The following is a 19438-nucleotide window of genomic DNA, read 5'->3' on the forward strand; positions in this document are numbered from 1 at the left end:
GTCGCGAGGGAGATGATTCCTCGCCAGGCGTCAGCGGTGCTACCAGAGCACGTCCTACTTTCAGTAGGGAGAGTCCGTGCAACCCGGGCCTGGCGCTCCACGGTCGGGCGAGGTCCGGTGCCCACTGGGTGCCGGGCCTCGCCGGCGTTTGCGGGCCGAACGGGGTCGGATAGCGGCGGATCCGGGTGATGCCCCCGAGAGTGCCCGTCGGGACGTCCACGCGGACGCGGGCGTCCTGCTCCCGGCACTCCTCGGTCGTCGAGGTAACCACCCTCCTGATCACCGGTCACCCTGACGACGGGATCCTGGGGCTCATCAGGTGGCACGGGTCCGCTGCCACACCCGACGCTTTGTAGGATCCATGACGGATTGACGGCTGGGCGGACCGGCTGCCGCTGGCCCGCTGGTGGGCCGCCGAGGGCGGGAGCCGCCGCCCGAACCCGGCGGGCAGGTCGCGCAGCGACCAGGCGCTCGCCGCAGCACGGCGCCATGGGACTCGACGGCCGGTGGGTCGTCTTCACCTCGGACGCCGAGAACCTGGTGCCCGGCGACACCAACAAGGTCCCCGACGTCTTCGTCCGCCACCTGCCGCCGTTCTGATCGGGTCCACCGTCAGGCCCTGGGTCCCGGCGCGCCTGGCGTGCCGGGACCCAGGCGCGGCTGTCACGGCCGGCAGGTGGCGTTGGTGGGAGGTTCGGAAGCGCCCGGACCGCGCTCAGCGGTGGTGGACCTCCAGGAAGGTGCGGACCGCCGACTCGAGGGCGCCCTCGATCCAGGCCGGCTTGAGGCTGGTGTGCTCGCCGGCGAAGTGGACGCGGCCCTCCGGGATCCGGGTGGCCGGGTGGAGCTCGTGCAGCTGGCCGGGGGTGACGATGGCGGCCTCACCGAGGGCGTACCGGGCACGTGCCCAGGACTGGGTGGCGCCGACTCCGGTGAACTCCCGCCGCACACGCGGCCCCAGGAGCCGCTCCAGGTCGTCGAGGGCGAAGGCGTATCGCTCACCCGGGGTGAGCGAGTCCCAGCGCGCCGCGTCGTCCGACCAGGTGTACGAGGCGAGCACCACGCCGCCCGAGGAGCCCTGCGGGACATGCGAGGGGAAGTAGGTGAAGCGGCTGGGGCTGTCGCTGACGCAGCCGCCGCCGGTGACGCCGTCCGGGCCCTCCTCCCAGAACCGGTGGTGGAACTCCAGCAGGACCTTGGTGGCCGAGTCGTAGTGCAGCTCCGCGACGGCCCGGCGCTTGGGGTAGGACATCAGGGGCTCGATCCGGCAGAACCGCAGCGCGCTGAACGGGACGGTGACGATCGCGTAGTCGCCCTCGAAGGTCTTGGTGGGAGCGACGGGAGCACCGTCGCAGGACTCCTCGTCGCCGCTCTCCGCGACCGTCTCGATGGTGACCTTGCCGGCGTCCTGCACCAGGCGGGTCATCCGGTGACCGAGGCGCAGGTCGTCCCGGAGCGGGGCGGCGAGCGCGTCGGTGAGCACGGCGGTGCCGCCCTCCAGTTCCCAGTAACGGTTGGTGGGGCTGATCACCGCGTGGTCGATCAGGGTGGGGATCAACGAGTAGTGCAGCCGGGAGGTGAGGTTCTCCAGGGTGCCGGCGGCCTGGACGGACGCCGGGTCCCAGCCGGCTTCCTCGCGCAGGAAGCGACGGGTGGAGTGGTAGCCGTAGGTGGAGAAGATGTCGGTCCAGGCGTCCAGCCGCTGGCGGATGTCACCGTCCCGGACGGATACCCGCTCGAACGCCTTGTCGAGGGCGCCGGCGGTGGTGGAGTCGAACCGGGCGCCGAAGGAGCGGTTGACCACGGCCGGCGACTGGGCGTACGCGGCACGGGTGGTCCGGGTGCCGTTGACGTGGATCAGACTGCGGAAGCGGGCCGCGGGCGGGGTGAACGTCCGGTCCGGGCCGTTGCTCCAGGTCTCCCCGGTGAACGAGCGGTACTTCACCGGCGGAACGTCGCCGGTCGGGCCGGCACCCGGCGCGACGTCGGCGTTGTAGAACAGCCGCCGCTTCAGGCCGAGCTTGTCGGCGAGCGCGAGGACGAGCGGGTGGAAGTCGGGCAGGCGCATGGCGCCGGCCTCGGCGTGCAGCCGGGGGTCGGCGAAGATGCCGCGGAAGGTCTTGATCCGCCCGCCGACCCGGTTGGCGTTGGCCTCGATGACGGTCACTTCGTGACCGGCCTGCTTGAGCAGCGTCGCGACGGTCAGCCCGGCGACACCCGCACCCACCACCAGCACCCGCTTCCGGCCAGTGCGGGGCGGCAGTTGGCCGTCGATCAGGATGCGCAGGTATGCAAGGGTCAGGTCGGTCTGCTCGTCCGCACCGACCATGAGCATCTCGCGGGCCAGCTCGCGGCTGACCGCCTCGTCGGCCGCCGGGCCGACGCTCGGCGCATACGCGGGCACCGTGGCCGCCACGGCCCGGGTGCCGAGACCGACCGCGCCGACCGCGGCCGCGGCGGCCGACCCGAGAAGGGCGCGCCTCCCCAGCGGGGGCTGCCCAGGGACGGCGCTCGACTCGCCGGACCGGCTCACAGTGGGCTGACTCACGTTCTCTCCTGACGAAGGCAGTTGGGACACCGCCCAAGCAACGCCCAACCACCGCACGCCGCAACGCCGACCGCCCGAAGATCACCCGCACCGGTCACACCCAACACCGCTGCGTTCAACGGCGGGTGAGGGCACAACAACTCGGCATGACCTACCGCCACCGTCCAGCGCCTGGCGGCCGCCGAGATCCCGGACGACCTGAGACACCTGCCGTTACCCCCGGGTGCGGGCCCCTGGTGTTCGGGGCCCGCACCCACGCGAGAACCGGTACAGCCGCCTATCCGTGGTCCGAGCTCGGCTCGGCGGTGCCGCCTGAGGCCGTTTCGGTTCTGGTGTAGAGGATCTCGCGGGCCTGCTCCGCGGCACGGATCATGCTCTCGGAGACGAAGTCGAGGAAGCGGGCGACGTTCTCCAGGCGGGTGGCGGCCGGGGTGCCGGGGCCGAGGATGCCGACGCCCTGCCGTGCGGTTTCGACGATTTGGTCGTTGGATCGGGCGCTGCGGATCATCGACTGGTACCAGAGGTCGTCGTCGACGATGTAGCGCTCGCGGCGGCGTTCGTCGCGTTCCCGGCGGACGAGCTCCATGCTCTCGAGGAACGTGATCGCTTTGGAGATGGACGCCGGGCTGACCTGGAGGCGCTGGGCGAGCTCGGACGCGGTGAGGCTGCCCGCGTCGGTGGTGTAGAGGCAGGCCAGCACCCGGGCCGTCATCTTGGGCAGGCCCGAAACCATGAAGACGGTGGCGAGCGCCTCCTCGTACTCGCACACGGCGTCGGCGTCGCGCCCGTGGGGCTGGGGAACCGACTCCGGCCCTCGGGCAGTGGTGGGCCGGCGCCGGTGGGCGCGGCGTTCGGTGGCGCGGTGGGCCAGGTCGGCGCGGTAGGCGGTGGGGCCGCCGTTGCGCATCACCTCACGCGTGATCGTCGAGGTCGGACGCTCCAGGCGTCGGGCGATCTCGGCGTAGGCGAGGCCGTCGGCCAGCCCCAGCGCGATCTGCTGGCGTTCCTGCTGGGTGAGCCTGCCTCCCGGCATCGCGATCTCCTCGGTGATCCTGCGTGGTGGTCCCTGCTCCCCCACCATAGCGTTCACTTCCCCCCCATTGCAATGATCGAAGCAGCGATCGTTGCGTTCCTTTCAGCACCGTTGCAACACTTTCCCTGGCTCCACCTGCACAGATGCACAATTTGCGCAACGAGCATGTTGCCGACTTGCGGAAAGCAACGTAGCGTTTCCGGAGTCAGAAACAACGAGCGAGCACAGGAGAGCACGATGCAGAAGTTCGACACCCCCGCCCCGATCGCCGCCGTCCTGGACATCCCCGCCGGACGCATCCAGCTCATCGCCGCCGACCGCGCCGACACCATCGTCGAGGTCCTGCCCGCCAACCCCTCCAAGAGCCGCGACGTCCAGACCGCCGAGCAGACCACCGTCGCCTACGCCGACGGCGTCCTGCGGATCCACACCCCCGAGCCCAAGAACCAGCTCTTCGGCTCCGGGTCACTGGAGGTCACCGTCAAGCTGCCCGCCGGCTCCCGCATCGAGGCCAAGGCCGCCGCCTGCGAGCTGCGCAGCGTCGGCCGCCTCGGCGACATCGTGTTCGACGGCGCGTACCGCCAGATCAAGATCGACGAGGCCGCCAGCGTGCGCCTCACCGCGGTCGACGGCGACGTCGAGGTCGGCCGGCTGGGCGGCTCCGCCGAGATCAGCACCGCACGCGGCGGCATCCGCATCACCGAGGCCCGGCGGGGCACGGTCGTCCTCAGCACCCAGTCCGGCGACATCACCGTCGGCGCCGCCGCCAGCGTCTCGGCCACCCTGGACGCCGGCACCAGCCACGGCCGCATCAGCAACTCCCTCCGGAACGACGGCACTTCCGAACTCGACATCCGCGCCACCACCCCCGCCGGCGACATCACCGCCCGCAGCCTCTGAAAGAGCAGAACCAGGACCCGCCGGCCGGGCCCACCGCGATCGAGATCCGGCCGGGTCGTCGCCGACGACCCGGCCGGACGGCCGTCCCAACGGGCCTGCGATCTGAGTCCGCCTTGGCCACGGAAGTGGTGACGGTGTTTCAGCGACGCGCCACGTAGTACACGTTCAGGACGTCCCCCTCCACTCGCTGGGCGTCGATGTGGCGGAAGCCGGCCTCCTCGAGCATCCGTCGGGCGGTCTGCTCGCCCCAGACGGTGCCCAGGCCCTCGCCGCCCTCCCCGAGCGAGACGCTCATGCAGTAGAACACCGAGAAGGTGTACAGCGCCGGGCACAACGGGTGACCGATGTTCTCCTCCAGACGGCTGGAGGCGGCGATGTCGCCCATCAGGAACACGCCGTCCGCGCGCAGGGCCCCGGCGACGGCGGCGAGCGTGCGGGCGGGTCGGGCCAGGTCGTGGATGACGTCGAACGCCGTGACGAGGTCGTAGGAGCCGGTCAGCTCGGCGCTGTCGCCGACCTGGAAGTCAGCGTTGTCCAGGCACCGGTCGGCGGCCTCGGCGCGCGCGGCGGCGATGCCCTCCTCGGACTTGTCCAGGCCGTGGAAGCGGCTGGCCGGGAACGCTCCGGCCAGGACGTTGACCGCGTGGCCCTGCCCGCAGCCGATGTCCAGCACGTCGATGCCCGCGCGCAGTCTGTCCACGAGACCGGGGACCAGCGGCACGATCCCGTCCACGAGGGCGACGTCGAAGACCTCTTTGGATTCCTCCGCCTGCAGGGCCTGGAAACGCGGGTAGGCCGAGTACGGCAGCCCGCCCCCGGTCCGGAACGCTTCCCGCACCTGCTGCTCGACCTCCGCCAGCATGGAGAGGTCCTGGGCGATCCTCGCCATGTTGTTCGGGCCGGCCGCCCGGGTGAGCGAGGCCGCGTGCTCCGGGGGCAGCGCATAGGTCCGTCGCTGTGGCTCGTAGTCGACCACACCGCCCGTCACCATCGCGCCCAGCCACTCGCGAACATAACGTTCGCTCAGCCCGGCCGCCCGGGCGATCTCCTCGCTGGTGGCCGGCTCCATGCCCGCCATCACGTCGAACAGACCGGTCTCGTGCCCCAGGCCCGCCATCAGCCCCAGACAGGAGTCGTTGATCACCTGGACCATACGGCCCGCGAACTGTTCCTGCTTGGCCTCATCCAGTTCCGCAACGGACATCACTCCTCCTCCCGCCGCCCGGCCACCGGCGCAGGGCGGCAGGGCCGGAACCGACCCCGTTCTCACGTGGCGAGCGGCCCGGTGGGGCTACGGCGATTGGTCTCTTCAGCCAACGTAGCCGCCGGGATGAGGACCGGCGCGTCGAGCCCCGTGCCCCGCCTCGCCCCCGCCTCGACGGAGACCAACCCGGCCGGCGAGCACCGGGAAGGATGCGGCGGGCCGGATCCGAAGGGCTGCTTCGCCGTCGTCAGCCGCCCCCGGACGCCGGACGGGGGCCGGACCCGGTGCCGCGGTCCTCGATGAACCGTTTGAAGCGACGCAGGTCGCCCCGCACCTGACGGTCGAGCATGCCCAGCTTGTCAGCGGCCTTCTCGGCCAGGCCGGTGGGCTGGAAGGCCATGGTCATCCTCACCCGTGTCCGGGCGGCGCCGAGCGGCTCGAAGTCGACCGTGCCGGTGTGCTTCACGCTCTCACCGGTGGTGCGCCAGGCGACCCGTTCCTCGGGCACCCGCTCGACGATCTCGGTATCGAACTCCCGGGACAGCCCGGCGATCTTCGTCCGCCAGTGGGCATGGCGGTCGTCCAGTTGCCTGACCTCCTCCACGCCCTCCATGAACTGCGGGAAGTCCTCGAAGGTCGCCCACTGGTCGTAGACGACGCGGACCGGCACGTCCACGTCGATCGACTCCTCCACCGTACTCATCGCCACACCTCTCCACGCCGTCCCGCCGGCCGGCCCGCGCACGACCGCCGGGCGGAGGATCCGCGGACGGCAGCACTTTCAATCTGGGCCCTCCACCGAGCAGCGGCAACCGGCACACCAGCAGCTCGGGCGCGCGGGGCCGTTGGGGATCCGCAACCATGCCGGCCGGGCCGCCCGCATCGCTTTCCGGCGATGCGGGAGGTATCTCACGCGCGTTGTGGTGCGGCGCGCAGGCCCCCGAGCAGGGTGGCCAGGTAGCGATGTGCGGTGTCGATCCGGTCGGCGGGACTGCCGCCGTGGACGTTCACGGCGTAGGCGATGCCGCACATGAGGGGGACGAGGTCGGCGGAGGCCAGGTCGGGGCGGACCGCTCCGGCTTCGCGGGCCCGGTCAAGGAGTGCGGTGCCGGCCGAGCGGAGCGCGCTCTTGAGTTCCGTGGTGCGCGGCAGAGTGTCCGTGGCTGCGGCGGCGACCGGGGCCAGGGAGGCGTCCGTGACCTGTGCTTCGACGGTGCGGAACAGGAAGCCCTCCAGCGCGCGCCACGGGTCGGTGTCGGCCAGGGCCTGCTCGCCGTGGGCGGCCAGGGCTTCCAGACAGGGGGCGGCGACGGTCTCCAGCAGCGCTTCGGGGGTGGAGAAGTGCCGGTAGACGGTGCCGACGCCGAGTCCTGCGCGGCGGGCGACGTCGTTGAGCTGCAACGGTGCGCCCTGGTCGACCAGGGCGCGGGCGACGGCAACGATCTGGTCCCAGTTGCGGGCCGCGTCCTTACGCAGGGTCGTCATGGGGACATGTTAATCGGATGGCCCATCCGGATGCTGCCCGTCGCCGTGCCGGCGCGGCGTGAACGGTCAGGCGGTCGCGAGAGGCGCGTGCCGTTCGCCGAGTCGGCGCACCGCCTCGGCGACGCGAGGGTCTGTCGCCGCGCGGAACGGCGCCACCGGGCACGCCTGGGCGCCGATGACGATGCCGGTCCGACCGGTCAGAGCGTCATCGGTGGCGGCGACGATCGAAGGCCTCGCGGCCACGGACGCCGGGCCCGAGGTCGAGCGTTCGAACGTGCGGCGTACCAGCGGCCACAGCAGCCGCAGTGGGGGCGAGACGATCTTCGGGTCGGTCAGGGTGCCGTTGGTCATGTCGGTCGCCGCGCCTCCGGGGTCGGCGGCGAAGACCGATACGCCCGTGCCGTCGAGTCGCGTGGCGAGGTCGAGCGTGTAGGCGAGGTTGGCGAGCTTGGCGCGGCCGTACCAGTGGAAGCCGTAGTAGCCGCCGGGTGGTTCGGCGGCGTCGAAAACGCGCTTGGCGACTTTGACCGCGCTCGAGGTGACGTTCACGATCCTGCTCGGTGCCCCGGCCGTCAGCGTCGGCAGCAGCAGTTCCGTCAGCAGGTACGGCGAGAGGTGGTTGACGACGAATGACGCCTCGACGCCGTCCAGGGTTCGTCGCTCGGGGAACATCGCCCCGACGTTGTTGACCAGCACGGTCAGCGGTTCGCCCGAGGCGGCGTGGTCGGAGGCGATCCGGTCGGCGAGCGCGCGCACTTCGTCGAGCGAGGCGAGGTCGGCGGACAGGAACCGCCCGGGTTGCGCCGGGTTCGTCGCGTTGATCCGGTCGACTGCTCGGGCGCCCCGGTCGGCGTTGCGTCCGACCACGGTCACCGAGAACCCGTCAGCAGCCAGCCCCAGCGCCGTCTCCAAGCCGATGCCGGCCGTTCCGGCCGTGACCACCGCCGTCTTCCTCATGTGCTTCATGTGCTCCTCCAACTCCGGGGAAGATCCGGATAGGCCATCCGGTTGACAGGACGGTAGCACACATTCGGATGAGCTATCCGCTTATCGCTCGGTGAGGTCACGGGTGAACCCGAACCCGCCGGTGAGACAGCCGCACGGCGCTGGAGACGTCTCCACTTCCGGTTTCCACCGTGTCTCAACCCGCAGGTCAACGACGGGAGATGGCGGTGGGACGGCCCGGGGGCGCTGTTGGGACGGCCCACCGTCACCTGGCCGGGTCCGCGTACACGCAGACTGTGGGTCCACCGGCTGCCGCCGGTCCTCGCCAGGACCGGCGCAGGCGGCTCCCCTCACCCACCGCCTCCCCCGGAGCCACACCCTTGAGCCGATCCCTCCCTGCCCGGCGCCGGATATCGCTGGGCCTGAGCCTGGCGTCCGTGCTGACCGGTGTCGGCGCGTTCACCGCCACCGCCACCGGCACGGCCGCCGCCGTGCCCGCCCCGCCCGTCAGCAGCCCGATCAGCATCCAGTCGGCCGCCTGCCCGACCAACATGCAGCAGGGCGAGACCGACGGTTGCGTCACCCAGCTCCAGATGGAGCTGGACCTGGCCGGCGCCCAGATCGGCGCCGACGGCCAGTTCGGCCCGGCCACGTACAACGCCGTCGTCAACTTCCAGTCCTCGCACGGCCTCACCGCCGACGGCATCGCCGGCCCGGCCACCAAGAACACGCTGGACTCGATCGCGGCCGGCATCTCGGGCACCGTCAACCTGAACACGTCCTGCGCGACCATGGCCCTGGGGTCGAACGGCGCGTGCGTGTCGACGCTCCAGAACCTGCTCAACGCCTACGGCGCGGGGATCGGCGTGGACGGCCAGTTCGGCCCGGCCACCGACACCGCGGTGCGCAACTTCCAGTCCAGCCACGGCCTGGTCTCCGACGGCATCGTCGGCACCGCCACCAAGACCGCCCTGTACGGCGGGTCCGGTGGCTCCTCCGACCTCGACCTGCTCCGGGACTGCGGCCAGCTCCAGTCGGGCAGCCAGGGCGGATGCGTCTCCACCCTGCAGAACCTGCTCAACGCCTACGGCGCGGGGATCGGCGTGGACGGCCAGTTCGGCCCGGCCACCGACACCGCGGTGCGCAACTTCCAGTCCTCGCACGGCCTGGGCGTCGACGGCATCGTCGGCACCGCCACCAAGAACGCCCTGTACAACATCAGCACCGGCGGCTCCGGCAGCGGCTCGTCGACCAACCTCGACCTGCGCACCCAGTGCGGCCTCCTGCAGAGCGGCGCGACCGGCAACTGCGTCTCCACCCTCCAGGCCATCCTGAACAACCTCGGCGCGGGCCTCACCGTCGACGGCCAGTTCGGACCCGGCACCGACACCGCCGTCCGCAACTTCCAGTCCTCGCACGGCCTGACCGCCGACGGCATCGTCGGCCCGGCGACCAAGAACGCCCTGTACGGCGGCGGCACCGGCCCGGGCTCCACCGGCACCCCGCCGTCCAGCGGCCCGGTCGACTACACCAAGGTCCTGAACGCCGCGAAGTCCTTCATCGGCTACCCGTACGTCTGGGGCGGCGGGCACTCACTGCGCGGCGAGGGCCCCGGCCCGTCGCTCGGCACCTGCGACGGCTACACCGGCTCGATCATCCCCTGCCCGGCCAACTCCACCGTCGGCCTGGACTGCTCCGGCCTGGTCCGCGCCGCCTACTGGTTCGGCGCCGGGATCGACCTCGGCAACGGCGGCAACACCAACGACCAGACCCGGGACCGGCACACCCTGCCGATCTCGCAGTCCCAGCGCCAGCCCGGCGACGTCGAGTACTTCGGCGACGGCCCGCACTCCACCCACCACGTCATCATCTACGCCGGAACCGACCCGAGCACCGGCGCGGACATGATGTACGAGGCGGAGCAGACCGGCACCAACGTCCACTACGTCGGCCTGCGCACCGGCGGCTACTGGTACCACGTCGTGGCCTGACGCACCGCCTGACACATCTGGCTGACCCATCCTCGTGGCCGGCCCGGGACCTGTCCCGGGCCGGCCACGCCCGTATGGGCGTCGGCCCTCAACACCGCGACGCCGGCCTTGACGAGACCCTGACATCACATCAGGTTACTTTGAGGTAATTTAACGGTGCCGTCCTGGTGAACATCCCCGGCCTCCCATGAAGGACTCGTACGTGCTCGATCACCAGTCCCGAAGTTCCGGCCGCCGTCTTGCCGGTTCCGCGCTGGCCCTCGTCGCTGCCGTCGGCGCGCTGCCCGTCGCCCCCGCGTTCGCCGACCCGGCTCCCGTCCCGGCCCCGGGCCCGGTCGTGGAAGCCGACGGCACACCGCACCTGGACGCGGTGGAGCAGACGCTGCGTCAGGTCTCCCCCGGCCTCGAGGGAACGGTGTGGCAGCGCACGGCGGGCAACCGGCTCGACGCACCGGCCGGCGATCCGGGCCGCTGGCTGCTGCAGACCCCCGGCTGCTGGGGCGACCCCTCCTGCACCGAGCGCACCGGCACCCGCCACCTGCTCGACAAGATGCGCGAGAACATCTCGCGCGCCACCCGCACCGTCGACATCTCGACCCTCGCACCGTTCCCGGACGGCGCGTTCCACGACGCCATCGTGGACGGCCTCAAGGCGTCGGTGGCCGCCGGGAACACCCCGCACGTGCGGATCCTGGCCGGGGCCGCGCCGCTGCTCAACATCACCGCGGTCCCGTCGAAGTACCGGGACGAGTTGGTCGCCAAGCTCGGCGACTCCGCCGGCAGCGTCACCGTCGAGGTCGCCTCGATGACCACCGCCAAGACCGCGTTCTCCTGGAACCACTCCAAGCTGCTGGTCGTCGACGGGCAGAGCGTCATCACCGGCGGGATCAACAACTGGAAGGGTGACTACCTCGACACCGCGCACCCGGTCACCGACGTCGACCTCGCACTGAACGGTCCGGCCGCCGCCTCCGCCGGGGCCTACCTGGACACCCTGTGGGACTGGACCTGCCGCAACACCGGGACGTTCTCCGCCGCGTGGTTCGCCTCCTCCCACGGCGCCACCTGCACCCCCGACCTGGAGAAGCGCCTCAACCCGCCGGCCGACCGCGCGCCCCGCACCGGCGGCCTGCCGGTGATCGCCGTCGGCGGCCTGGGCGTCGGGATCCGCAACACCGACCACGCCTCCGCCTACCGTCCGGGCCCGCTGCCCGGCGCCGACTTCAGGTGCGGCCCGATCCGCCTGCACGACAACACCAACGGCGACCGCGACTACGAGACGGTCAACCCGGAGGAGAACGCCCTGCGCGCGCTGATCGCGAGCGCCAACAGCCGCATCGACATCTCCCAGCAGGACGTGACCGGCACCTGCCCGCCACTGCCCCGCTACGACGTGCGGCTCTTCGACCTGCTCGCGACCAAGCTCGCCGACGGCGTGAAGGTCCGCATCGTGGTCAGCGACCCCGGCAACCGGGGCACGGTCGGCAGCGGCGGCTACTCACAGATCAAGTCCCTGAACGAGATCAGCGACACCCTCGCCTCCCGCCTCACCGCCCGCCTCGGCGACCCGGCGAAGGCGAAGGCGGCGATGTGCCACAACCTCCAGCTCGCCCCGTACCGCGCCGCCCCCACCTCGACCTGGGCCGACGGCCACCCCTACGCGCTGCACCACAAGCTGGTCTCGGTCGACGGATCCGCCTTCTTCATCGGCTCCAAGAACCTCTACCCGGCCTGGCTGCAGGACTTCGGCTACGTCGTCGAGGACCGCACCGCCGCGGCGCAGCTCAACGACCAGTTGCTCGCCCCGCAGTGGCAGTACTCGCAGGCCGCCGCGACGTTCGACTACAGCCGCGGCCTCTGCCAGGGCTGACGCCGCGCCACCCGGCCCGGTAGCCGCCGGACTCCGTCTGTCCGGCGACTACCGCCCGGGTGTCCCACCCGAGTCCCACGTCTCAGACATGTTGTGAAATCCCGGGCGAAGGTGCAGGTCACGACTGTGGGACGGCGTCTCAGCGTCTCACCGCGGTCTGGGACGGTGGCCGCAGCCCGGAACACGAGGCAGGCTTGCCACCAGCCGACGGAGCATCAGACCCGTTTCGATACGACGGACCCTCAGGCCCGTTGGTACTACGTGGCATCAGGCCCGTTTCGGTACACGACAAGTCCTACGATTTCGAGGATCCCAGACATGTTCAAGAAGACTGTCGCCGCGCTCGCGGTCGCCGCGGGTGTCGCCCTCACCATGGCCCCCGCCGCCCAGGCCGCGCCGTCCAACTGCAACGCCGGTGGCCTGTGCGTCTACTACGACGCCAACTACAACGGCCGGGTCCAGACCGTGTACCAGGACAACGACGACCTCAGCATGTACTCGAACTTCAACGACAGCCTCGGTGGCTCGGCGTTCAACAACGGCAACAGCTGCAACGTCGTCGTCTACGCCCAGAAGTACGCCCAGGGCCAGGGCTGGATCCTGTACCGCGGCCAGGGCTGGACCGAGATCAAGGACAACCTGCCGAAGATCCTCTCCAACCGCTGGTGCACGGTCTGACCCACCCCATGAAGACCAGGATCACCCTCGCCCTCGCGGCGGTCCTCCTGGGCATCGGTGCCGCCGGATGTTCCTCGTCCGGCGGCACCACTTCGCCCGGCCCCCAACCGCGACCCTTCGGCGGCGTCACCCACTACGACGAGCCGCAGCGCCTCGCCCTGCACAACGCCGAGGAGGGCCTCATCGCGGGCTGCATGCGCGGCCGCGGCTTCGACTACCGCCCGCAGGGCCTCGCCACCGGCGACCACCGGGCCGACGCCAACCCCTACGGCCTGCTCACCGTCGCCCAGGCCGCCAACGACGGATTCGGCCTGATCAGCACCGCGCTGAACATGAAGCACCTCGACGACCCCAACCAGGCCCAGGCCGCCAACGAGGCGTGGAAGGCCGCACTGCTGGGGACCGAGGCCCACCGCGTCACCGTCGACCTGCCCGACGGCCAGCAGTTCTTCTACAACAGCGACTCCTGCCTCAGCCAGGCCGAAGACTCCCTCTACGGCCCCGACTACTTCCGTGCCTTCAACACCTTCCAGGTGCTGAGCAGCAAGGTCGTCACCGGCGTCCAGGCCGACGCCCGCTTCGCCGCCGCCGAGAAGCGCTGGCACGACTGCATGGCCGCGGCCGGAGAACCTTCCGACCACCTCGCCGGCCCGATCGCCTCGATCGACCAGCGGGTGAGGCAGGACGGTTCCGACCCGGCGAAGACCCACGACCTCATCGGCCGTGAGCTCTCCCTCGCCAAGACCTCCGCCCGCTGCCAGGACCAGGCCGGCCTCGCCGCCACCGTGGAACAGATCCAGTCCGACGTCGAGAAGACCGTGATCGGGACCAACCAGCCCCTCCTCGACCAGCTACGCATCCTGCAGCAGCAGGCGCTCGCCCGCGCGAGCCACCCGGCCCCGACCGGCACACCCTGACGGCAACACCCTGGCGGCAGCACCCGGCCCGCCCGAGCCCCACGCTCGGCGGGCCGCCCGGCACAGTCGCCGGGGCGGGCGATGTCCGCCCCCTCCCGGCGGGGCAGGCCGTCAGTAGTCGGGCAGGTCGAAGACGGTGGCGGCGTGGAAGACCGCCTCCATCTCCGGGCCGGGCCGCTCGAAGCCTGCCATGGCCTCGGCGCCGGGCTCCGCGCCGTCCTTCGTTCCCGCGGGCACGGTGTCGCCGCCCGGTCGGCGGCCGGTCAGGTCGAGGATGGCCTGGTTGGCGGCCACGTGGCCGCGCAGCCGCCGCTCGTAGGCGGGGTAGGCCACCCGGTGGTCGCCGTCGGCCGCGTGCAGTTCCCCGGCCAGCACGTAGGCCGCGGTCAGGGCCACGCTGGTGCCCTGGCCGGTGAGCGGGGAGCAGCAGTATCCGGCGTCGCCGAGCAGTGCGACGCGGTCGTGCGACCAGCGGTCCATCCGTATCTGGGCGACGGCGTCGTAGTGGAAGGCGTCGGTCTCCCACATGGCCTGGAGGAAGCGCGGCACCTCCCAGCGCAGGTCGGCGCAGCGTTCGGCCACCAGTCGGCGCTGCTGTGCGGGGTCGCGGGGCAGCAGGTGGTCGATCGGTTCGTCGGAGTGGAAGCCGACGAAGACGCGGAGCTCGGTGTTGTCCCGTACGGTCATGGCCAGGCAGTTCCAGGCGGTTCGGGAGGCGGGTTGGTGGAGGACCTCCCAGTGGTCGAGGCCGAGGTGGTTGGGGGCGCTCCAGCCGGCGATGTAGGTGCCGATGGGGTGCAGGTAGTCGGATTCGGGGCCGAAGACGAGGTGGCGGGTGTGGGAGTGCAGGCCGTCGGCGCCCACGACGAGGTCGAAGGACTGCTCGGTGCCGCTGCGGAACCGGACCTGGACGCCGTCCTGGTCCTGGACGAGGGTGTCGATCGCGTCGTCGAAGCGGTACCGGACGCCGGGCCCGGCCGCTCCGGCGAGCAGATCGGCGAGTTCGTCGCGCAGGATCTCGACGTCGGGGCCGTCGACGGGGCCGCCGCTGGCCGTCCATTCGGTGGTGCGGCTCAGCTCGTGGCCGTCCTCGTCGACCAGGGACATGCCGCGCAGGCCGGTGCGGCTGGCCCGGACCTCCTCCAGCAGGCCCATGCGCTCGATGACCTGGAGGGCGCTGCCGCGCACGTCCACCGCCCGGCCGCCGCCGCGCAGCGACGCAGCGCGCTCGACGACGGTGACGCGGAATCCGTAGCGTTCCAGCCAGTAGGCGAGGGCGGTGCCGGCGATTCCGGCGCCGGAGATCAGGACCGAGGTCGTACGTGAGTCGTGCGGTCGGGTGCTGTTCGGCATGGTGGACCTTCCCGTGGTCGGTGCTGTGCGCACCAGCCTCGGACGGGCCGCCTGCAGGACGCGGACAGACCGCTGACTCCGCCGACACGTCACCGGCAGGACGCTGACAGGGCGCCAACACACCTCGCACGGGTGCACGCCGTCGCGGTCGGTGCCGGTGACGGTGCGGTTCATCGCTCGCGTGCTCGGGGTTCGGCCAGGACGAGCCCGAAGCCGCCACGGGATGATCTTGAATCACCATCGGATCTCATGGGCTCGGCGTGGTCACGTGGGGCGAGCGGCCTCGGGAAGTTCCCGGAGTCGCCGTCGGGGTGGCTCAGCGCGGGTCGCCGCCGTGGGCCTGGCGGCGGCGGGTCAGTTCGCTGCGCGCGGTCTGCCAGCGTTGCCGCGCCTGGTCGACCACGTTGGTCCACTCCTGGCGGATCTCGTCTTCGGGCGGCACCTGCCCTTGGGCGATCCGGTCGAGTTCGTCGTGCACCTCCCGGCCGACGGCGCACGAGCCCACGACGGTGAGCATCGCGCCGAACAGCGCCGTGATCAACGCGAAGACGGCTCCCAGCGTGCCGTAGCGGGTGGCGTAGGAGTCGAAGAGGCGGGGCAGGTAGCGGCCTGCCGCGAGCGAGTACAGGGCGCTGAGCAGCGCGGCGAGGACTGCGAAGGGGATCAGGTCGCGTCGGGCGACGCGTCGGGCGGTGAGCATCCAGCCGCTCCAGACCAGGAACACGGCGGTCAGTGGCAGCTGGCACGCTGCCGCGGCCAGGCCGAGCCTTCCACCGTCGAGGAGGCTGTGGAGGAGGCCGGCCGTGATGGCGTAGGCGGCGAGCGCGAGGAGCCAGATCAGGCCGTTCGCGGTGTTGCGCACGCTCAGCGGCGTCAGTTCCCAGCTCTGCTCGAACAGGCGTTGGGCCGCACGGGCGAAGCTCAGGGCCGACACCAGCAGGAACAGGCTCCCGAAGACGCTCAGGCCGCTGTCTTGGCCGCTGGTGACCGAGAACAGTGCGCGGACCGCGTCGGCCCCGCCGCCGGTGAGGCCGTAGCGGCTGATGATCTGGCCGGCCAGGTCCCGACTCCGGCCGAGGATCGAGGTCACCAGCAGTGCCAGCGGGATCAGCGCGGTGAAGGCACTGGAGGCCAGCGCGGTGGACCGGTCGAAGCCCACGATCCGCTGGAAGCGGTTGACGACGCGCAGCGCGAACGCCGGGCGGAGCCAGAACGTCAGGGTCCTCACCAGGCGGCTGGGTGGCAGGGAAACCGTGGGGCCCTCCACTCCACGACTCGGCGGGCCGAGCTTAACGCGGTGACCTGTGGTCTCCGCTCGCGGCGCGCCACCGGCGGCGGCTCGATCGCCATGAACGGGGTTGTCGTCGTGGCCGCGGCCGTGCCGCGGCCACGACGTGAGACGGTGACGTGGATATGCCGGACGGTCGGTTTCGGCGGGGCTTGGACCGGGACAGGACCGCGCCGGTCGACGCCCCGCCGTCTGGGCGAGAGCTCGGGCGGCCCGTGCGGGTGACGCCGGCCGCTGCGGACGGCCCCTGGCCCGGGGTGCCCGCGGCCGGCGGCGTCCGTGACTGTGGTGAGCCGGCGTGCGGGCCGGCCGGCGGGAGGATGCATGGGAGAGGGAGAGCCGGGCCCCGCCCTTCCGGCGCGGGCCGCGGCGGGCTGGTCGAAGCTGCCGCGCCGCAGGCGCGTGGCCATGCTGTCGCGTGTGGTCGTCGAGACGGCGCTGGCGCTGACCGGCCTGCTGGTGCTCTACGCCGTCGTGCCGTTGCGGGGCTTCGGCTCGGTGTCGGCCGTGCTCGGCCTGCTCGGTTCGGTCCTGGGCGCGGGGTTGATGGTGGCCTGGCAGGCCCGCCAGCTGCTGCGCTCCCCGTTCCCCATGCTCCGGGTGGTCCGTGCGCTGACCATGTCGGTGAGCCTGTTCCTGGTGCTCTTCGCCAGCTCCTACGCCTCCGAGTCGCTGGCCGGTCCTGGCGACTTCTCCCAGCCGCTCACCCGGGTCGACGCCCTCTACTTCGCGATCACGGTGTTCACGACCGTCGGCTTCGGCGACATCACACCGGTCAGCGAGACGGCGCGGATCGTGGTGAGCGTCCAGATGCTGCTGGACCTCGTGGTGATCGGCGTGGTGATCAAGCTGTTGCTCGGCGTGGCGAGGAAGCGGTTGTCGGAGCAGGAGGGCTGAAGCCGGATCGAAGGTCGCTGGGCCGTGCCGGCTGCCGGCGGACATGCACCCGGGGCGGATGCGCGGTTCGGCCTCGCGCCGGTCGCTGCGGGGATCGCGGTCACCCCAGGCGTCGCGGGCATCGCGGTGGGTTCGCTCGTCCTGGGACGATGCCCCGGGGGCAGTCGCCCATGGTGCGGCGCAAGCCGAGGTGGGGCGCGGTGTCCCGCCGTTGATGAAGCGGCGCGGGACGCGAGCGCCTACACCTGTCCTGGGCCCGCGTCAGGGCCCGCGCTCGCAGGCTGGTCATCTGGACCACGGGCGGATCCGGGCTGGTTCGGCGGGATGCGTTGTACGAAGAACAGTCCGACGAGCCCGATGAGGGCGAGGATCGCCAGGGCGACCTTGAGGCCGTCGATGCGTGCGTGCGCGTTGGCGTCGAGTGCCGCCTGCGTCGTCTCCGCGCTCACCCCGGCCTTGGCGAGAGCGTCCTGGAGCTGGGCATCCGACAGGAACGGGACGCCGCCGGAAAGCTGCACCGTGGCCTGGCTCTTGACCTCGGCGGGGATCACCGGGCTCTGTTCCACGTTGCTCAGGAAGGAGGTGGTGAGCACCGCGATCATGACCGAGCCGGCGAGTGCCGTGCCGATCGAGGCGCCGAGATTGGTCACGGTGTTCTGGATGCCCCCGACCTCGGCGCTCTGCTCGTCCGGGACGGCGGAGACGGTGACCGCGCCGAGTTGGGAGGCGAGTGCGCCCATGCCCAGGCCGACCAGGAGGAGGGGAATCGTGGTGACCTCCGCTCCCGAGCCGGGGTCCAGGGCTGCCATCAGGATCACGGCGCCGGCGATCATCGACAGGAGGCCGATCCGTACGACGGCCCGCGGGGACACCTCAGGGAGCAGTCGGGGGATTCCGACCGCCGCCGCGAGCAGCGTCAGCGACAAGGGCATGATCCGTACGCCCGTTTCCAGCGCGGACAACCCGAGCGCAACCGAGAGATAGAGCGGGACGACGAAGAACACGCCCATCTGGATGAGGTACTGGAAGAAGAACATCGTCAGGCCGCCCGAGAGCTGCCGGTTGTGCAGCATGGCCGGATCGACCAGCGGCTCCTGGCCCCGCTTCACCAGACGGTCCTCCCAGCGCAGGAACAGCCACACCAGCAGCAGGCCGATCAGCATCAGCCAGACGACCGGGGAGATCCCGAACCAGGAGGGCTGGCCCGGCTTCGGAGTGAACCAGCCCCATTCGCCGGAGCGGAGCACACCGAAGACGAAGACACCGAGCCCGAGCGCCGACAGGACCGCGCCGACCACATCGATCCGGGGGCGCCGGCTTGGCGGTGCGTCCGTCACGCGCCGGGCGAGCACCAGGATGCCGAGCACCACCAGCACCTCTCCCGCGAACACCCAGCGCCAGGAGAAGTACGTCGTCGCGGTGCCCCCGATGAGCGGGCCGAGCGCGATCGCGATCGCCCCGGCGGCTGCCACCAGCCCGTACGCGGCCGGACGCTGCCGCTCGGCGAAGTTCCCGGCGACCAGCGCCACGATCGCCGGCAGGATCAACGCGGCGCCGACCCCTTCCAGGAACGACCAGCCCAGCAGGAGCACCGACAGGTTCGGAGCGATCGCCGTCGTCAGCGAGCCGCACCCGTAGATCACACACCCGATCACGAACGCGCGCTTGCGGCCGACGACCGCCCCGACCTTGCCACCGGGAATCATCAGCACGGCCATCACGAGGGTGTAGGCCGTGATGGCCCCCTGGATCCCGGTCACCGAGGTGCCCACGTCCTGCGCCACCGTCGCAATCGACACGTTCATCACGGAGCTGTCGAGCGCCATGACGAACTGCCCCGAGGCCAGCGTGAGAAGGACCAGCCTCGTGGCACCGTCCGGCCGAGACGAGCCGATCGCTGCGCTGCTTGTCTCCGTCATGAGCGCATCTTCCCGCCCGGCCGGCACGGCGCCCGCACGCCCCGCCGCAGCTCAGACGGCAGACCGATCAACCCGTCTGCCGCCCTCGACCTGCAGCCCACGGACCACGTCGACACCGGGATCTCCAGCCCGGCTTCGACCAGCTTCTCCGAAGCGATGTTGATCAGGTCGGCCGGGTTGTTCCCCGACGCGACGGGGCACGGGTCCTCGCTGCGAGTCAGGCCGCTGCGGCCGGTGCTTCCAGAACTGCGCCCCCCTGTGATCCGCCCGACCTGAGCGGCGGTGATCTCCCGGATCACCAGAAACAGCATGCCCCCCGATCGCATAGCCGGGCTGTACCGGTGAGTGCCGGGTGCGCCGCCTGACATCTGCACACCGAGGGCCGGCGTCGGCCAGACCGCCGTGCGCTG

At 71.4% G+C, this 19438-nt stretch carries 16 protein-coding genes; 6 read left to right on the forward strand and 10 right to left on the reverse strand.

The annotated features are described in order from the left end of the window. Positions 1-715: 715 nt before the first annotated feature. Both F7Q99_RS31885 and F7Q99_RS31890 read right to left on the reverse strand, forming a co-directional pair. Positions 716-2548 (reverse strand): flavin monoamine oxidase family protein, encoded by a 1833-nt coding sequence (locus tag F7Q99_RS31885; protein ID WP_326847392.1) that lies wholly within the window; start codon positions 2546-2548, stop codon positions 716-718. 277 nt (positions 2549-2825) lie between these two features. After that, entirely contained in the window at positions 2826-3581 is a 756-nt protein-coding gene (locus tag F7Q99_RS31890) for a helix-turn-helix domain-containing protein (RefSeq protein WP_153468040.1), read from the reverse strand. Between the two features lie 237 nt (positions 3582-3818). On the opposite strand from F7Q99_RS31890, the gene F7Q99_RS31895 reads away from it, so the two are divergent. Next, positions 3819-4481, forward strand: a complete 663-nt coding sequence (locus F7Q99_RS31895; protein ID WP_153468043.1) for a DUF4097 family beta strand repeat-containing protein — start codon at positions 3819-3821, stop codon at positions 4479-4481. A gap of 139 nt (positions 4482-4620) precedes the next feature. Here F7Q99_RS31895 and F7Q99_RS31900 read toward each other — a convergent pair whose 3' ends face one another. The 4 genes from F7Q99_RS31900 to F7Q99_RS31915 all read right to left on the reverse strand — a co-directional run bounded on the left by F7Q99_RS31900 (position 4621) and on the right by F7Q99_RS31915 (position 8127). Continuing rightward, a complete protein-coding gene (locus tag F7Q99_RS31900; RefSeq protein WP_153468045.1) occupies positions 4621-5685 on the reverse strand; it encodes a class I SAM-dependent methyltransferase in 1065 nt (354 codons plus the stop codon). 247 nt (positions 5686-5932) lie between these two features. Then, positions 5933-6388: an SRPBCC family protein gene (locus F7Q99_RS31905; RefSeq protein WP_153468048.1), complete on the reverse strand. Its 456-nt coding sequence runs from the start codon at positions 6386-6388 to the stop codon at positions 5933-5935. Positions 6389-6594: 206 nt separating this feature from the next. Beyond that, positions 6595-7170: a TetR/AcrR family transcriptional regulator gene (locus F7Q99_RS31910; RefSeq protein WP_153468051.1), complete on the reverse strand. Its 576-nt coding sequence runs from the start codon at positions 7168-7170 to the stop codon at positions 6595-6597. A gap of 66 nt (positions 7171-7236) precedes the next feature. Then, positions 7237-8127 carry an SDR family NAD(P)-dependent oxidoreductase gene (locus F7Q99_RS31915; RefSeq protein ID WP_153469376.1) on the reverse strand — a complete coding sequence of 297 codons (891 nt, stop codon included), beginning with the start codon at positions 8125-8127 and terminating at the stop codon, positions 7237-7239. 368 nt (positions 8128-8495) lie between these two features. On the opposite strand from F7Q99_RS31915, the gene F7Q99_RS43435 reads away from it, so the two are divergent. The 4 genes from F7Q99_RS43435 (at position 8496) to F7Q99_RS31935 (ending at position 13571) form a co-directional block, all read left to right on the forward strand. Next, the gene (locus F7Q99_RS43435) at positions 8496-10106 is read left to right on the forward strand and encodes a C40 family peptidase (RefSeq protein ID WP_195911340.1); all 1611 of its coding nucleotides are present in this window, start codon (positions 8496-8498) and stop codon (positions 10104-10106) included. A 202-nt stretch (positions 10107-10308) separates the two neighbouring features. Beyond that, positions 10309-11976: a phospholipase D-like domain-containing protein gene (locus F7Q99_RS31925; RefSeq protein ID WP_326847393.1), complete on the forward strand. Its 1668-nt coding sequence runs from the start codon at positions 10309-10311 to the stop codon at positions 11974-11976. 318 nt (positions 11977-12294) lie between these two features. Continuing rightward, positions 12295-12654, forward strand: a complete 360-nt coding sequence (locus F7Q99_RS31930) for a peptidase inhibitor family I36 protein (protein WP_153468060.1) — start codon at positions 12295-12297, stop codon at positions 12652-12654. Between the two features lie 8 nt (positions 12655-12662). Continuing rightward, a complete protein-coding gene (locus F7Q99_RS31935; protein ID WP_153468063.1) occupies positions 12663-13571 on the forward strand; it encodes a hypothetical protein in 909 nt (302 codons plus the stop codon). Positions 13572-13682: 111 nt separating this feature from the next. Here F7Q99_RS31935 and F7Q99_RS31940 read toward each other — a convergent pair whose 3' ends face one another. After that, positions 13683-14924 carry an FAD-dependent monooxygenase gene (locus F7Q99_RS31940; RefSeq protein WP_153468066.1) on the reverse strand — a complete coding sequence of 414 codons (1242 nt, stop codon included), beginning with the start codon at positions 14922-14924 and terminating at the stop codon, positions 13683-13685. Between the two features lie 316 nt (positions 14925-15240). After that, a complete protein-coding gene (locus F7Q99_RS31945; RefSeq protein WP_326847394.1) occupies positions 15241-16152 on the reverse strand; it encodes a YhjD/YihY/BrkB family envelope integrity protein in 912 nt (303 codons plus the stop codon). 384 nt (positions 16153-16536) lie between these two features. Between F7Q99_RS31945 and F7Q99_RS31950 the strand changes: the two genes are divergently transcribed. Next, complete coding sequence (locus F7Q99_RS31950; protein WP_230211107.1) at positions 16537-17109, forward strand: potassium channel family protein; 573 nt, start codon at positions 16537-16539, stop codon at positions 17107-17109. A gap of 239 nt (positions 17110-17348) precedes the next feature. Here the strand turns inward: F7Q99_RS31950 and F7Q99_RS31955 are convergent, their stop codons facing one another. Together F7Q99_RS31955 and F7Q99_RS31960 are read right to left on the reverse strand one after the other, a co-directional pair. Continuing rightward, positions 17349-19028 carry an MFS transporter gene (locus tag F7Q99_RS31955; RefSeq protein ID WP_153468069.1) on the reverse strand — a complete coding sequence of 560 codons (1680 nt, stop codon included), beginning with the start codon at positions 19026-19028 and terminating at the stop codon, positions 17349-17351. Next, the gene (locus tag F7Q99_RS31960; protein WP_153468072.1) at positions 19025-19339 is read right to left on the reverse strand and encodes a hypothetical protein; all 315 of its coding nucleotides are present in this window, start codon (positions 19337-19339) and stop codon (positions 19025-19027) included. The genes F7Q99_RS31955 and F7Q99_RS31960 overlap by 4 nt, the downstream gene beginning before the upstream one ends. Positions 19340-19438 lie beyond the last annotated feature (99 nt).

This window comes from Streptomyces kaniharaensis, from assembly GCF_009569385.1.
GTDB lineage: Bacteria > Actinomycetota > Actinomycetes > Streptomycetales > Streptomycetaceae > Kitasatospora > Kitasatospora kaniharaensis.